Annotated in this window: 11 protein-coding genes; all 11 read right to left on the reverse strand. The window is 44.2% G+C overall.

All coding sequences use genetic code 11. The annotated features are described in order from the left end of the window. Nucleotides 1-186: 186 nt before the first annotated feature. Entirely contained in the window at nt 187-1899 is a 1713-nt protein-coding gene (locus RB622_RS26900) for a GMC family oxidoreductase (protein WP_308049895.1), read from the reverse strand. Between the two features lie 65 nt (nt 1900-1964). Further along, on the reverse strand, nt 1965-2486 hold the full coding sequence (locus tag RB622_RS26905) for a gluconate 2-dehydrogenase subunit 3 family protein (protein ID WP_308049896.1): 522 nt from the start codon (nt 2484-2486) through the stop codon (nt 1965-1967). A 53-nt stretch (nt 2487-2539) separates the two neighbouring features. Then, the gene (locus RB622_RS26910; RefSeq protein ID WP_308049897.1) at nt 2540-3781 is read right to left on the reverse strand and encodes an MFS transporter; all 1242 of its coding nucleotides are present in this window, start codon (nt 3779-3781) and stop codon (nt 2540-2542) included. Nucleotides 3782-3953: 172 nt separating this feature from the next. Next, complete coding sequence (locus tag RB622_RS26915) at nt 3954-5621, reverse strand: FAD-dependent oxidoreductase (protein ID WP_308049898.1); 1668 nt, start codon at nt 5619-5621, stop codon at nt 3954-3956. A 78-nt stretch (nt 5622-5699) separates the two neighbouring features. Then, on the reverse strand, nt 5700-6422 hold the full coding sequence (locus tag RB622_RS26920) for a GDSL-type esterase/lipase family protein (protein WP_308049899.1): 723 nt from the start codon (nt 6420-6422) through the stop codon (nt 5700-5702). A 33-nt stretch (nt 6423-6455) separates the two neighbouring features. Beyond that, entirely contained in the window at nt 6456-7886 is a 1431-nt protein-coding gene (locus RB622_RS26925; RefSeq protein ID WP_308049900.1) for a RagB/SusD family nutrient uptake outer membrane protein, read from the reverse strand. Between the two features lie 111 nt (nt 7887-7997). Further along, nucleotides 7998-11396 (reverse strand): TonB-dependent receptor, encoded by a 3399-nt coding sequence (locus RB622_RS26930; protein WP_308049901.1) that lies wholly within the window; start codon nt 11394-11396, stop codon nt 7998-8000. 209 nt (nt 11397-11605) lie between these two features. Next, nucleotides 11606-12739, reverse strand: coding sequence for a FecR family protein (locus RB622_RS26935; protein WP_308049902.1), 1134 nt, complete (start codon nt 12737-12739; stop codon nt 11606-11608). 373 nt (nt 12740-13112) lie between these two features. Continuing rightward, complete coding sequence (locus tag RB622_RS26940) at nt 13113-13721, reverse strand: sigma-70 family RNA polymerase sigma factor (RefSeq protein WP_308049903.1); 609 nt, start codon at nt 13719-13721, stop codon at nt 13113-13115. Between the two features lie 87 nt (nt 13722-13808). After that, the gene (locus tag RB622_RS26945) at nt 13809-15119 is read right to left on the reverse strand and encodes a T9SS type A sorting domain-containing protein (RefSeq protein WP_308049904.1); all 1311 of its coding nucleotides are present in this window, start codon (nt 15117-15119) and stop codon (nt 13809-13811) included. 149 nt (nt 15120-15268) lie between these two features. After that, nucleotides 15269-16360, reverse strand: a complete 1092-nt coding sequence (locus RB622_RS26950; protein ID WP_308049905.1) for an Ig-like domain-containing protein — start codon at nt 16358-16360, stop codon at nt 15269-15271. Nucleotides 16361-16389 lie beyond the last annotated feature (29 nt).

A 16389-nucleotide genomic window follows, 5' to 3' on the forward strand; every position in this document is an offset into this window, starting at 1 on the left:
TACATAATTCAATCTGATAACGCTCTGAGCTTTTGATAGAAGCATAAAAAAGATAAAACATCACGAAAGCCTATACAAAACAAAGAGGGCGCCTCAATTCGAATTTGAGACGCCCTCTTCTCCTGAGTTTTCAAAACCTGACTTCTCTGACACCCGTCAAACTTTCACAGAGAAACTGCGAAACGTCTACAAATTTTTTGCCTTCATTTGTTTCACAGCATAATCCACCGAACGGGCAGAAAATGCCATATAAGTTAAGGACGGGTTTTGCGTAGACGTAGAGGTCATGGAAGCACCATCCGTTACGAATACGTTTTTGGCCGCATGCATCTGGTTCCATTTATTCAGGATTGATGTTTTAGGATCTTTACCCATACGCACACCACCCATTTCATGAATGTCATTACCGGGATTTCTATGTCCGTCATGTGACCGAACGTTTTTGAAACCCGCGTTGGTAAACATTTCACTCACTTGCTCGATATAATCCTTCACCATTTTCTCATCATTATCATCGTATCCGACCGATATTTTGAGCAATGGCATGCCATAAGCGTCTTTCAGCTCTTTGTCCAAAGCCACATAATTGCTTTCCTTAGGAATCGTTTCTCCCATCATGTGAGACCCAACACTCCAGTTGCCATATTTTGTATCCAGCAAGCTTGATTTTAATGATTCACCAATATCACTACGATCTGAATATGTCATACGGTTGGCGCCAAAACCGGCTGCATACCCTCTTAAGAAATCTGTTTCTTGTTTGTAAACATTTCTGAAACGGGGGATATAACCGCTGTTCGGGCGTTTCCCGTCTGTTGTTGAATCAAGGAAACCTTCATATTCTCCTGATACAGAGGCACGGTAATTGTGGAAAGCTATATATTTTCCAAGTACGCCGCTATCATTTCCCAATCCATTCTGGAAGCGCGAGGAGACAGAATTCATCAGGATCAGGTTTGTGTTTAACGCGGCAGCATTGACGAAAATAATTTTGGCATAAAACTCCATCATTTCCTTCGTGTTGGCATCGATCACGCGTACACCGGTTACTTTTTGCTTTTTGTCATCGTAAATCACGGAATGAACCACCGAATGAGGACGAAGTGTCATATTTCCGGTTTTCATTGCCCAGGGTAACGTGGAAGCATTGCTGCTGAAATATCCGCCAAAAGGGCATCCCCGCTCACAAATTACCCGATGCTGGCATTGTGCACGTCCCTGATCCAAATGGATTTGCTTTGGATCCGTTAAATGCGCAGCACGCCCTATGATGATATGGCGGTCTTTATATTGTTTGGCAACCTGCTCTTTAAAATATTTTTCAACACAGTTCAAATCATGCGGTTTCAAAAATTCGCCGTCCGGCAAAGTATCGATGCCGTCCTTATTTCCTGTAATGCCCGCAAACTTTTCAACATGGCTGTACCAGGGTGCTATGTCGTTATAACCGATCGGCCACTCCACGGCAAATTTATCTCTGGCTGGCCCTTCAAAATCAAACTGACTCCAGCGCTGTGTTTGTCTCGCCCAAAGCAGCGACTTTCCACCCACCTGATATCCGCGAAGCCAGTCAAATGGCTTATCCTGAACGTAAGGGTGCTCGTTATCCTTGACAAAAAAATGCTGGGACGATTCCTTGAAATTGTAACATCTGCTGGCAATCGGGTTGGCATCGGTTACTGCCTTTGGCAGTTTTTCCCGGTGATCAAACTCCCAGGGCTGCATGTTCGTCGTTGGATAATCTTTAATATGCTGAACGTCACGTCCGCGTTCCAAAACAAGAGTTTTCAAACCCCTCTCAGTCAGTTCCTTTGCTGACCATCCGCCGCTGATTCCCGAACCAATAACGATGGCATCATAGGTACGGGCTTTTTCACTGTCTATATTAAAATTCGCCATTTTGGGTATTTTCTATTTCAATTTTTCTTACTCACCCGGTCCAGGGAGTTAATATTTACCGGTTTTCATCCCTTTTTAATAGGAACACAGCCGTGATATCTTGCTGGTATAAACTCGAAATGTGTCAGGTTCGTCATCACGTATTCCGACGACATATACCCCTGGATTGTCAGATTTTTCACCATGCCAAAAAACGCCTTTTGATCTGCATCTGTACTTTTTTCGACTTCCTTCAAAAGTTGCAGCTGTTGTGCCTTCGTCGCATCCGCAAATGATTTTCCAAAACTTTTTGTGCTTTGTGCTTCCACGGCGTCAATACCTTTTGAAAAATTATCCTGTGCTTTTTTGTCATAACAATCGGTAACCATTCTTTGCACAAAAGTCGCCACGCCTAATTCTCCCGCACCCGGTGTATCGGTTTTAGGAATAATAGCTTCTACAATTGCTTTTAACACTTCTGCCTGGCCGGCCATCGTGTACTTTACCTCTCCGAGCGACGAATTACTCCATCCGGAAGCCCATACAGGCAAACTTACCACCGCCCCCATAGCTGCTGCCATGTTTTTAAGCGCTACCCGTCTTTCCATTTTATTATTTTTCAACGATTAATATACATCTTCCAATTTTCCGTTCTCGCCTTCTATTCTTCCAGAAAATCCAGGTCCCTGCCATGGGTTTCAGGAATTGTCATGATCGAATAAAAACCAATGATAAAACAAATAAGCCCAACCAGCGCGCCTGAATCAATGACTGAAAATGACCCTTTAAAGCCCGCAAACAAAGTTGTCATCGCCACCACCGTTCCGCGTACCATATTCGGCACCGTGGTGGCAGCCGTTGCCCGTAGATTGGTCCCAAACTGCTCGGCTCCGATGGTCACAAACATCGCCCAATAACCAATCCCGAAACCCAGTAATGTTGCTACGGTGTATAAACTGCTCGCCGTCTTAATGCCCGTGTACAAATAAACACCGGTACATATCAACGTAAAAGTCATCATAAGAAATACCGCTTTTTTTCTCGATTCCAGCCAATGGCTGAGGAAGCCGCTCAAAAAATCACCCATCGACAATCCGACATAGCACCACATGATGGAAAGCCCCGGCTTAATCGGTTCATCTATGCCAAGCGCCTCTCCAAATTCATTACTAAAAGTCGCCAAAATCCCGATCACAAACCAGGTTGGCAGCCCTATTCCAATACATTTTAAATATCTGAAAAACCTGTCCTTGTTTGTAAACAAGGCGAAAAAGTTACCCTTTACCACATGTTTCTGTTCTTTAAGACCTTCAAAAATGCCAGATTCAAAAACTCCGATACGAAGCACAAGCAAGGAAATTCCTAGTCCTCCCCCGATGAAATAAGCATTACGCCAGTCGAAAAACTCAACCGTAAAATAACCCACAATAGCCCCTAAAAGTCCAATCCCTGCCACCAGTGAAGTCCCGATTGCGCGCAAATGTTTTGGCAAAATTTCTGACACTAAAGTAATCCCGGCTCCCAGTTCGCCTGCCAGTCCTACACCGGCTATGAAGCGTAGCACTTTGTAGGTATCTGCATCCTGGACAAAACCGCAGGCGATATTAGCCAAAGAATAGGTGATAATGGATCCAAAAAGTACGGATAACCTTCCTTTTTTATCTCCCAAAACGCCCCATAAAATTCCTCCCAGCAATAACCCTGTCATTTGCCAGTTCAGGATACTGGCACCGATTAAGGATATTTCGGCTTCTGAAAGTCCCAGCGAAGCGAGGCTTGGCAGCCTCACGATGCCAAAAAGCAATAAATCATATATATCAACAAAATATCCAAGTGCGGCAACAATTACGGGTGCGCTGAAAAGATGTGAAAAAGTTGAACGAGGTGTAACCAGGGTATCCATTCTGTTAATTAAAATTTTTCAGGATTTTATGCAATATTATATAAAATAGCCGGACTATTATCCGGCTATACTGACTAAAATTGGTATAAAAGTAATCTTTGAATCAGGTTTTGATAAATAAGCATCACTTTTTTTTATTCTACCCGGGTTCTCAGCCCGCTTTGAATAAATCTTACAGATCGAGACGTTGTTTGTCTTTCAACAATTGTTCTTTGAGTTTTTCATAATCCACATCCTGTACGCTCACTTTACGGTCAATCGCCTGCACGGCCGCCGAAGCTGCACTTTGCCCCAGGATCATAAAGACCGGTTCCATCCGGATTGAACCATAAGCAATGTGGGAGCTGGACAAGCATACCGGCACAAACAAATTCTGGCAATCCTCCTTTTTGGGAATGATGGAAGCGTAAGAAATACTGTAAGGCGTTTTTGGATGGACACCAATATCACCCTCATTTTGCACGAAACCATCCGCTTTCACATAACGCTGGGCATTGTGCGCATCCAGAGAATAGGATCCCATCCCAACAGACTGCGAAACAGCCTTTTTACCAAGCGTTTCATTTTCAGTCATTACACCCTGCCCGATCATCCGGCGCGCCTCACGCACGTAGATCTGATGCGGCCAGCCACCGTTATCTTTAAATTCGTCTTTTGGCAATCCCCATTTATTCATTTCAGTTCTCACAGCTTCCGGCACATTGCTGTCATTTGAAAGATAGTACATCAACCCTTTCTGATACAGCTCGTGATCTTTAATAATCTGTTTTCTCCTTTCGTAAGTCGCCTCCGGGTAATCATAGTTCATGCCGATAAAATCGGTGCTGAACGGTCCATGGTTATTTGTGTCGGTCTTTTTGTTCGGAATCGGATCATATTTATCAAAAGTTTCTGTCCAGCCTGCTTTGTAAACCCGTGTCAGCAATTCGTATTTGGCAGGATCATAACCCGCCGGTTTCACAAACGGAATGCGGTTATCAGGATTTGCAGAAAGACACATACGGAAGCAATAAGCCTGAATTTTGTTATCACCATCGCCATTCTTTCCAATTTTTTCGTCCGAAACATAAGGCAGCAAACCACTTTTCGGATCACCTTCCACTTTGTACGGACTTACATTTTTCTTAAAATAATGTCCGTGCTGGAAAACTTCTGCCTGAATACCATTCCATTCTTCATTGTACACGCTGTTGGCTTCGCGTCCCACATGATATTTCACGCCAGCCGCAGCCATTAAATCACCTTCGTACGTGGCATCAATAAACATTTTACCCGTAAAAGTCTTTCCCGAAAGAGTTTTGATCGACACGATTCTACCGTCTTTTTTCACAAGCCCTTTTTCACGGTCCAGCCACTCTTCGCGGTAAATTTTTATATTATTTTCCTTTACGAAATCTTCAAAAACTTTTTCCGCCACATTTGGTTCGAAAATCCACATCGTTCTGTCTGCTCCGTCCATGGCAGGTGTCCCCTGGCCTTTGTTGCCATACTCTTCTTTTTTCTGCCACCGCCAGGCTTCCGGTTTGTCGTAATGCATGTACACCCGGTGATAAAACTCACGCGCCAGACCACCGATCACCGACTTATTTCCCGTGTCCGTAAAACCCAGCCCGCCAGACGAAAGTCCGCCCAGGTGCTTATCCGGCGATACAACCAAAACCGTCTTACCGGATTTAACAACCTGAACAGCAGCCGTTATCGCCCCGGAAGTTCCTCCGTAAACAATCACATCTGCGTTATAGGCATTTCTCTTCTGGGCTTCTGCAACCGTTATCCCCAGCACACAAACTGCGAGAAAACTGAACAATAAAGCCCGCTTTGTCAAATATTTAAACGACATATTACTTTATCTAAATTAAGGTAGTGAAATAGTTTTCATTTCGCGATCAAACAAATATAAATCATTGACAATTAGGTATTAATACCCCAGTAGTTTTTTCAGATAACCTGGATAACTGTTCCCTTCCACGCCGCCCCCGCCATTGGTTATACTATCGCCAAAACACACAAGCCGGTTGTAGGAAACGCCGGTGCGGATCAAAGCTTCGTACACGGCAACAGCCATGGTCCGGTATCCCTCCGGCGTCGGGTGAACGCCGTCTGTTTTCTCACTATTTAAAGTGTTCTGAAGCAAACTGCTGCGCTCCTCACTGATATTTCCGACTTTGTCAAACACCCGGTGCATATCCAGAAAATGGAGTTTGTAATCGTCCGCCGCCTTTTTAATCGTTTCATTTACCTTTTCCTTACGTCCTTTATGTCCCGCGTCACCATAAAAACTTCTTTCATGACGCGTGTATAAATGCGGCTCATAAACCGGCAGGATCGTCATCAGCATGATCTGACTTTTCACACCCAGAATCATTTCAACGATTTTTCTGAGATTTTTCTCATACTCCGGCAGCGGAATGTACTTTTTGCTGTTCATATCATTCGTGCCAATCATCAATATCGTAAAGTCCGGCTTGTGGCTCAAACAATCCTTATCAATTCTGGCCAGCAAATCGACCGTATTATTGCCTCCGATCCCTGCATTGATGATAAATGGTTTTTCGTCAACCTGTTTTCCGGAAACAGTCGTTTCCGGAAAAGCAAGTGAAGTTGCGGCTAACGTTGTCTGCAAAAATTGCCTTCTTTGCATCTGTCTGATTATGTTTAAGTCTGAAATATAAAATCAGAATCCGGGGTTTTGCGTAAGGTTTGCATTTGCATCCCGTTCGGTTTGTGGAACGGGGAGTAAATAGTTTTTCTCTCCCACAATGATGGTCGGATTCTGTGCCTTTAAGGCGCTGATAAGTTTTTTAGTTCGTACCAGATCATACCAGCGGTGTCCTTCAAAAGCCAGTTCCAGCCGTCTTTCCAGCAAAATGGCATCCCTGAAATCGGCCTGACTTAATGATGCCGGTAACTCTTCCAAGCCTGCCCGCATTCTGATTCGGTTCACGACCTTGAAAGCCTCGGCATTTCCAGCGCCCTGCTCATTTAAAGCCTCGGCATACATCAGCAACACATCGGCATATCGAATGATTGGGAAATTATTGCTTCCCTCCGCATTGGCCGTAGCCGACAGGTCGAGGTACTTATAAACATAACCGGGGAAATCTATGCTGACGGGTGCAGCAGGCGTACTTGTCGCGGAATAAAGTTTGATGTTAACATTCCTGCGCTTGTCAGTGGCAGCATACGTATCGTACAAATTTTTAGTAACCGGATCATCGCCAAAACCTGCAATGTTATTGACACGGTCAAAATTGGGCCGCATATACCCCTGCATCCAACTTCCCTCTCCAAAGCCTCCGCCCAAAGCCTGCATCTCGAAAACGGCTTCCTTTCCATTTTTATTGGCAATTAAAAATGCCTCTGAATAATTGGCCCATAAATCGTAAACACCTGAGTCAATTACTTCCTTCGCTTTTTGAGAAGCCTTTGCCCAATCCTGTCTCGTTAAATACACCTTAGCCAAAAAAGCGGTGGCGGCTCCTTTTGTCGCGCGTCCTTTGTCCGCTCCCGTATAAGTAGCCGGAAGAACCGCTTCCGCTTCCGAAAAATCCTTGATCACCTGCGCGTAAACCTCATCTGTCGACGCCCTTGAAACCTGCAAATTATTTAACGACGTCGTTTCCGTTAACATAAGCGGTACGCCGCCAAACAACCTGACCAGAGTAAAATAATAAAAACCCCGCATAAACCTGGCTTCGGCCAATAATCTTGCCTGAAGAGTGGCATCCATTGAAATGGCCGGAACCCGTTCCAATACCGCGTTGGCTCTGTTGATAGCTTTAAATGACGTGGACCAGACCGATTGAAAAGTGCTGGTGGCTGGCGTGAATGTATACTTATCCAGATCATTTTTTGCCTGGTTCGCGGTAGAACGGCCTCCACCCCACTCGGAGTCGTCGGTTGCCTGGTCCTGGATGATCCACATCACCTGGCTGTACATGTCAGGCGAATTCATGGCATCATACACGGCGTTCACGGCTGCTTTGGCGTCATCCGTATTTTTATAGAAATTGTCGGGCGTAAAACTGGACTGCGGAACCTGATCCAGCACGTCACAGGAACTTGCCCAGAATAAGACGAAGAAGAAAGGTATTATCTTTTTCATTATCTAAATATTTTATAACGATCTTATTAAAAGCTATTTACTCAAAACAAAATCATATTGATATATTAAAATTAAGGTTATCTGATCAATTGCATGTTTCAAGAAACAGCCTTAGAAACTTACATTTAAACCAAAAATCAGTGTTTTAGCTGCCGGGTAACTTGCATAATCAAAACCCTGGCTGCGGCTATCCTGGCCAAAACGATTCACCTCCGGATCATATCCCGAATATTTTGTCCAGGTAATATAATTCTGTGCGGTCACATAAAACCTGATCCCCTGCACATGCATTGATTTCGTCACGGAGGCAGGCAGGTTATACGCAAGCTGCACATTTTTCAGCCTCAGATAAGATCCGTCTTCGATCTGACGCGTCGAAATTCTGTTGGCAGGACGGGTCGTGGAGGCACGCGGGACATCCGTATTGGTATTGGTCGGCGTCCAGCGATTCAGCATATCGCGGTCCTGGTTTGTCGTTCCATTCAGATATTCCAGCTCAAACCGGTTTGCGTTCAGGATTTTATTGCCATAAACACCTTGAAAGAAAACGGTCAGATCCAGCCCTTTATAAGAAAAAGTGTTGCTGATACCCCCAATAAATTTAGGCTGGGCGCGTCCGATAATCGTCCGGTCGTTATCATCAATTTTCTTATCCCCGTTTAAATCCTTATAGCGGCGATCACCCGGTTTTCTGGCACTGGCATCCACCAAAGCAGCCAGTTCATCCGTCGACTGGTAAAGTCCGTCTGTTACATATCCGTAAAATGAACCCAAAGGCTCGCCAACGCGGATAATTCCCGAGTTTACATTTTGCGCAATGTTGGCAACATCACCGGCAAATATTTGCGGGGCACCACCGATATCCAGCACTTTGTTGCGGTTAATCGCGTAATTAAAATCGGTGTTCCATTTGAACGCCCCATCAAGATTGTGGGACGAAATACTTAATTCAAATCCTTTATTTTCTACCCTGCCCAGATTTTTGATCGCGCTTGAAAAGCCGGACGTGCTTGGAATCGTAACGTTAAGCAAAAGATTTTTTGTGCGTTTCAGATAAGCATCAGCCGTCACAGTGATACGGTTTCCAAATAATCCCAGGTCAACGCCAACATCCGACTGGGTAGTTGTTTCCCAGGATAGATCCGGGTTCGCAATCTGATCGGGACCAATGCCGGTTGAAACGACATTTCCAAAAACGTAATTCTGCGTACCGAGTAATGAATATGCGGGATAATTACCGATTCCATCCTGATTTCCTGTTGAACCGATCGTTGCCCTTAACTTCAGGTCGCTGATTGACTTTACGTTTCTGATAAAATTCTCTTCGGATGCACGCCATGCCAACGCCATAGACGGGAAAAATCCATAACGTTTGTTTGCACCAAAACGTGAAGAACCATCGGCACGGAAGGATGCTGTCAGGAGATACTTTTCGTTAAATCCATAGTTAATGCGTCCCAGATATGATTCAAGTCCCCACGACCCGATCCCTGACCTCGGAAGCAAAGCCACCGAACCCGAACCGAGATTACCCGATCCCAGATTGTCATTTACAAAATTACGGGATGCGGCATAGCTGCTTTCTGAGCGGTTTACCTGCTGGGTATAACCCACCAGCGCCGTCAGATTGTGAACTTTACTGAAGGTTTTGGTATAAGTCAAAAGATTTTCGTTCAGCCAGGTTATTGATTGTCCGTTATTGATACTCCCAAAACCGCCTTGCGACAAACCACTGGAAACACTTCTCGGCAGATAACTGTCCTGTTTCTGAATAATACCGTCAATACCCATCACGACTTTGAAACTAAGGCCGTCCATGATCTGATATTCTCCAAAAACATTACCAAAAACACGGTAAGCCGTATTCTTATTTTTGCTTTCTTTTGCCAATGCAGCCGGATTATCAGCCGTGAAGGTTAACGCCGGATTATTCATCAGATAAGTCCCATCCGGATTATAAACCGGTAAAATCGAAGGAAATTGCAGCGCTGCGATCGTAACCAAACCCGCGCTTCCCAAGCTTCCATCCGTACGCGACTGGTTCGAAAGCGTGCGGTTTACCGTAAGACTATTACCAATTTTGATTTTGTTTGTCAGCTTTCTATCCAGATTGACGCGAAACGAATAACGGTCAAAATCCGAATTGGTGACAATTCCTTTTTGTTTGTAATAACCTCCGGAAATTGCGTACTGCGTTTTCTCATCGCCCCCGCTCATCGACAGCTGATAATTGTACATAGGCGCCGTGCGGAAAATTTCGTCCTGCCAGTCCGTACCCTTTCCGAAAGCTTCTACCTGCTGTGGTGTGTAAACCGGATTTCTGCCTTCATTCGTATTGGCATCATTGACGAAGGCTGCATATTCGCGGGCATTCATCACCGGATATTTACGGCGAACCTGCTGTACGCCATAATATGCATCCAAATTGATCGTAGATTTTCCCGCTTTACCACGTTTTGTCGTAATGATCACGACACCATTTGCACCTCTTGAACCATAAATAGCCGTCGAAGATGCATCTTTTAAAATCGCCATGGATTCGATATCACTTGGATTAAGCGTACTCAAAACATTGAAGCTTGAACCGCTGTTTGACGACTCATTTTTAAAAGGGATTCCGTCAATTACATACAAGGGTTCGTTATCGCCCTGGATCGAATTCCCTCCACGTATACGTATAGTCGTCGCTCCGCCGGGCGCGCCTGAATTTTGAGTAATCTGTACACCCGCCGCACGCCCCTGCAAGGCCTGGTCCATGGAAGTTACAGCCACTTTTTTAATTTCGTCCACCGGAATAGTCGTAACCGAACCTGTTAAATCTGACTTTCTAACCTGGCCATAACCTACGACAACAATCTCCTGCAAAGACTTGTCCTCAGGAACCATATTGACTGTCAAGATATTTTGCTTCCCAACTGGAACTTCCTTGGTTGTGTACCCGACAAAGCTGAATATCAGAACCTGTGCCGCATTCTCAGGCACATCAAGCTTAAAATCACCGCCCGTATCCGTAGTCGTTCCCATCTGCGTGCCTTTTACAACCACGCTCACACCAGGTAGTCCAATACCGGCTTCATCCAAAACCTTTCCCGAAACATTCTTTTTAGGCGCATCACTTTTCCCTGGAATGACCGGTTCTGGTAAATTTTCCAGACGTTTCAGAATAATTATCTTTCCGGATATTTCGTATTGCAAGCCCAAAGGCGTCAAAACATCATCCAAAACTTCGTAGAGCGGTTTATTTTGCGCAGAAACATTAACCTTTCTGCCCGATTGAATCAGTTTGGAGCTGAACACAAAGCGCACGTCCACTTGTTTTTCTAGCTGATTCAAAACCTTTTTCACTTCGCTTCCATTGGCATTAATGGAAATTTTCTGGCTCAGCAGCGACTGCCCATAACTTTCGTGGGCATAACCATAGCCAATAAACATGAGCGCAAAGAGAAGTTGTGTAGCCGTTATTCGCATAGTCCAAAGTAATACCTGCTGGTATTGTACTGGTTTTTTCATAGATTTGATTGTTTTGTTAAGCTGGAAAATTTGGCAAAACGATCCCGGCCTCCGTTTTCGGAGGTTTTCTGGCGACAACCTGAGGGGATACATTCGGGAGTCGGTAATGCGGGAACATTGCCGGCTCTTTTTGTTAAGTAACTCGTTTAAATACTTTCAAATAATATAAAGTTTAGGGTTAATTTGAGTGATAAATGTAGAATGGTTAATTAGTTCTTGCATCCTTTGCCATGCACTACAATCTGGCCGTCCAGAATTTCATAATTTGCTTCGATGGCCTTGCAAATGATCGTCAGTTTTTCATGCAGCGTCTGGTTTTCCAGAATCGCCGTTAAAGGGCAATCTTTCAAGAGTTCTTCGTCATATAAAATATCGATTCCGTAAGCCTTTCCGATCGAGTCAAAAACCTCGCTAACGGGCATATCTTCAAAAATGAATTGAGGCGTTTTTGCTTTTGAAATGATTATTTCAGGCTTTTCAACCAAGGTCTTCACCATGCGGATCTGATCTCTGGCATAAATGATTTTCTGGTTGGGCGACAGAACGACGCCTTCCAGCTCGTGGTTACTTATTTTTTCCTTAGCATCGGGATCCAACTGGGTAAAAACGGAAACCCGCCCGGTTTTTACTTCCACCGTTACTTCCTTTGATGTTTTGTAGGCTTTTATCGTAAAACTTGTACCCAGTACCTTGGTCACCAATTCGTTGGCATACACAAAAAACGGGCGTGAGGGATCTTTATGAATGTCAAAAAAGGCCTCCCCGGTTAAGAAAACCTCCCGTTTACTGCCAACGAATTTACGTGCATAACGAATCCGGCTTTCCGGTGCCAACGTCACCTGACTGCCATCATCCAAACGTACCAGCAAAGGCGCTTTCCCGCTGTTTATTTTTTCAATCAATAGCCCATGATCAGCTGTCAGATTTTCCTTAACCCCGGACAGACCATGTTCAGTCAAACGTGATTTGGCCAACCATGCGAAAAACATAACAATCGTCAGCGATGCTGCAATCTTAAACCAGAATTTTTTATGGAAAGGAACAATTGTATAAACTTCCGGTTCAGATGTTACAGCATTTCCCGGAGTTGTTTTAGCGATGGTTTCTTTAACAATCTTTGAAATTTCAGCCGTTGAAATTTCCGGCTCGGCTACCCGCAAAGACAACACAACTTCCCGGGCTTTGTTTATATTAGCCACCATTTCAGGATTTTCAGCCTGCCACTGCTTCCAGACTATATCCGTTTCGCGTGTGGGTGAGAGCACCCATTGGCGAAAGAATGTGTCCCAGACAAGGTCTTCTATTCCGTATTTTTTATAATGGTTCATATCAGCTTCATGCATCTCTATCATACGATAGACAAAACCGCTAGCCGTATACCAATAAATTTTAAATTATTTCTGAAAAAATTGATAGAAAAATATTTCGGGTAGGATAATATCGCTTAAAATTGATTTTAAGCGAATAAAACAGGCTTCGGTTAAACCATTTTAGCAATGCAGATGTAAAAATTGAAGGTAAGATTTGGCAATTAAGGCTGTAGGTATTCAGGAATTCAGCTATGCCCGAACCTTCCGGACAAAATCAAGCTTAACATCGGCCACAGAGGCTATTTGCTCGTCACTTAACGCCGAGGATTTAATAAGGTTGCTGATGATTTCCGAATCTTTCTAACTCAATATTGAAAGATTCTCCTGGTATTCATGCTTAACACCACTATATAAAAAAGTGCACCATCAATAAAGTAAAAAGCTCTGCTTTCCAGTGCTTTTTCAATTGCTTGATCGCGATCTGAAGGAGATTGGAAACCGTTTGCGGAGAAATACTCATTACTACGGAAATCTGACCGCGATCCATTTCCTGAAAGAATTTCAAATAAACCACCTCTTTTTGCCTTTGTGGAAGCTCATCCAGTAACTTTTTAAGTTTCTGGGTGATAACCAATGTAGATTCATTTTCGATATACTCTTCTTCCACCGAAAATTCAATATCAAAATCCCCATTGATTTCTTCGATCGATGAATCCGACAGTAACGGCTTTGACATTGCGCTTCTATGCATCAACCGTCGCAATGAAGCCATCAAATACGGTTTCACAGCAATATCACGGCTCAAATTCTGGCGACGCTCCCATAGAATAAGGAACAGATCCTGGATATTATCTTTGACAAATTCCTTGTCTTTCGAAAACTTACTTCCATAATGAAACAGCATACGAAAGTGGAGTTTCATCAGATAATCAAATGCTTCCACTTCACCGGCAAGAAACCTTTGCCAAATGATCCGGTCATCGGGAATTTCCTGTAAGTGGGGAACTGAATGCATGAGTTTTTAAAATCTAGACTTCAAATTAACACATTGCACCCTACAAATCACAATAGATTTTATGAATTTATTTCTACTAACTACCGACTACTCAACCAAAAAGCGTAAATATTTGACGATACTATTCCTGGAAAATGAAAGAATGTAGACACCAGAGGTGATTTTATTACGCGGACGTATTTCAATCACACCGTCTTCGCTTGTTTTAAAATCAAAAGCCAACGCGCTTCCGTTTAAATCATAGATTTTCATCAGTTCAGGTTTCGCACCAAAACTATTGACCCGGATTAATTCAGCAGAAACAGGATTGGGACTGAGATAAAATTCCATATTCTCCCCGAACGAAAGCTCCGTCTCCCGCGCGTCTATGACCTGACCAGATTTATCGATCTGCTCGACACGATAATAGTTAACACCAGCACCCGGCACATCGTCCACCAGAGCATACGCTTCTCCTATTCGCCCCTTCGCTTTAACATCGCCGATCACGTTGTATAAATGCTTATCTCCGCGTTTACTAATCATAAAACGATCTGAATCCCGGTCGATGGCCGTTTCCCAGTACAGTCTTACCTTCCCATTACCCTTTTCCGCTTTAAACAAAACAATGTGCAGCGGAAGAACACCTGTTACATCACGTATTCGCAAACTTGTAAAACGGACTTTCCCGACGCCATTGCGAAAGCGAATTTCAAAGTTGGAAAGTTTTGACACCGAGTAAGCCGACGCTCCCGGATAGGCATCGGCATCATTTACCTGTAAGATTTCGTTCACCCAAAGGTCATATTTGCCAGGCATCACTTTGTAATCCGGCTTGGCCGCATTCTCGGGCTTCCGGTATATTTGCCCATCGGGCGAGTTATTAAGTACCCACGTAAGTGTTACGGGCGCATGAAGCGGTAAGGGACTGCTATTTTTCCCCGTTTCAATATCATGCACGACAAAAGATGAGGCAAGAAAATTCAGTGAGAACCGGCTAAATAAAAGTGCATTCGCGGGAATCTTGTTATTGGTCGGGGAGAAATTTTCTCCTAAATAAAAGTACAGGGCATTGGTCGCCGCCGCACCAATTTCCTCGACGCTGAACGTCAACTGTATATAAAGCGTTTCAGGATTTGGAAAAAACGGCACTGCCCGTAAAGCCCTCACAATACCGCCAGTAGTCGAATCCTCCTGCAAACGTATGAGATCCATATACCCGGGTCCAAATTCATATTTTGACAAGGCCGCATTTGTGGTGATCAAATGACTGAATTGTCCTATACCCGGGTTTGGGCTGACAAACGGACCACCGCCCGAAAAGTTTTGCTCCATGTAATTGGTTTGTGCTGAAACAACTTTTGCCATGCAAAGCAACAACACACAACAGATGGCTGGAAAAAGACGATATGTAGTCATAATCAGCTTTTGTTAGAATAAAACTTTTCTGATAGGACGCACAATACATTGTTTGTCACACCATTAGTCAAAAATCGATTAAAATAAAAAATCCCTTCCCGGAACAAAGGCCGAAAAGGAATTAAGTAACACCAGGTATCTCTCACATTTTATTGATGAGCAATTTTAAAAACGCGTACCGCGCCATCTTCCTGTTCAAGATGAATAAAATAGATGCCATGCGCGTAAGATTTCATGTCAAGCTTTATCATGGCAGAAGTGATTTGTCCGTCGTACATTACGTGTCCAAAAGAATCGATCAGGCGGATTTTACGGACTCGCTTGTTGCTGATCACAATTTGCAGCACATCGCTAACCGGGTTCGGAAATAATTTCGCCCAGGCAAATTCAGGAAAATTGACCGACTTGATGCGACTGTACGCAAAAGTGCCATCCAGATCAATTATTTTTAACCTGTAATAATTCGTCCCTGATTCGGGAGTTTCGTCGGTAAAATCGTAGTGCATCTTTGCATTGCTATTGACGGCCGCAGCTACTTCTCCCAGTTTGTTCCACGTTTTTGCATCGGGGCTCCGCGCTATTTCAAACCGGTCGCTATTCATTTCCGCCGACGTCGTCCAGGTAAGCAACGAGGTCAATCCTTCCTTGACGGCATCAAAACCAATCAGTGTAACCGGTAAAGGAGTGCTAAGATCTACGGTGACGCTCGCCGTGTTACTTTCCTGTCCTGTCGCATCTTTTACCGAATAGGTAAAGGTATCAATTCCCGTAAAACCCGGGTTCCCTTTAAACGTGAATTTTCCACGACTCCGAAAGACTGCCCCGTTTACGGGCGCGCGTTTCATTGTGAGGGTGGTTGTATCCCAGGCAGCGCATAACGACTGGTCATTATTCAGCACATCCAGCAGCAACTCCACATCACTTTTCCCGGAAGTAATATCGTCTGCCGCAACCGGCCGGTTAAAGATCAGATGGATTGCTACGGAAGCATCGGAACTGCACCCGTTAACATTTAAGGCATAAGCAGTATAATCCCCTTCCTCAGATATGATCAGGTCACTTCCGGAAACATCCGGAATGACCTGATCATTTTTATGCCATTCATACAGCGTGGCACCGGCAGACGCTGCTTTAAGCCGGATGGAAGTACCCTTGCAGATCGCCACCTCTCTCACCCCGCTCTGCGCAAAGGCAGAGGCGGGTAAAAAGAGGATAGCAGCTATGAAGAGTATGTTTTTCATATTTTGATTCAATGAAAATCCTTCTTGTT

The sequence above is a fragment of the Dyadobacter sp. LHD-138 genome (assembly GCF_030929615.1).
Classification (GTDB): Bacteria; Bacteroidota; Bacteroidia; order Cytophagales; family Spirosomataceae; genus Dyadobacter.

Coding starts and splice junctions, on each gene's coding strand:
- RB622_RS26900 (WP_308049895.1), bottom strand. CDS start 1,899: ATGGCGAATTTTAATATAGACAGTGAAAAAGCCCGTACCTATGATGCC.
- RB622_RS26905 (WP_308049896.1), bottom strand. CDS start 2,486: ATGGAAAGACGGGTAGCGCTTAAAAACATGGCAGCAGCTATGGGGGCG.
- RB622_RS26910 (WP_308049897.1), bottom strand. CDS start 3,781: ATGGATACCCTGGTTACACCTCGTTCAACTTTTTCACATCTTTTCAGC.
- RB622_RS26915 (WP_308049898.1), bottom strand. CDS start 5,621: ATGTCGTTTAAATATTTGACAAAGCGGGCTTTATTGTTCAGTTTTCTC.
- RB622_RS26920 (WP_308049899.1), bottom strand. CDS start 6,422: ATGCAAAGAAGGCAATTTTTGCAGACAACGTTAGCCGCAACTTCACTT.
- RB622_RS26925 (WP_308049900.1), bottom strand. CDS start 7,886: ATGAAAAAGATAATACCTTTCTTCTTCGTCTTATTCTGGGCAAGTTCC.
- RB622_RS26930 (WP_308049901.1), bottom strand. CDS start 11,396: ATGAAAAAACCAGTACAATACCAGCAGGTATTACTTTGGACTATGCGA.
- RB622_RS26935 (WP_308049902.1), bottom strand. CDS start 12,739: ATGCATGAAGCTGATATGAACCATTATAAAAAATACGGAATAGAAGAC.
- RB622_RS26940 (WP_308049903.1), bottom strand. CDS start 13,721: ATGCATTCAGTTCCCCACTTACAGGAAATTCCCGATGACCGGATCATT.
- RB622_RS26945 (WP_308049904.1), bottom strand. CDS start 15,119: ATGACTACATATCGTCTTTTTCCAGCCATCTGTTGTGTGTTGTTGCTT.
- RB622_RS26950 (WP_308049905.1), bottom strand. CDS start 16,360: ATGAAAAACATACTCTTCATAGCTGCTATCCTCTTTTTACCCGCCTCT.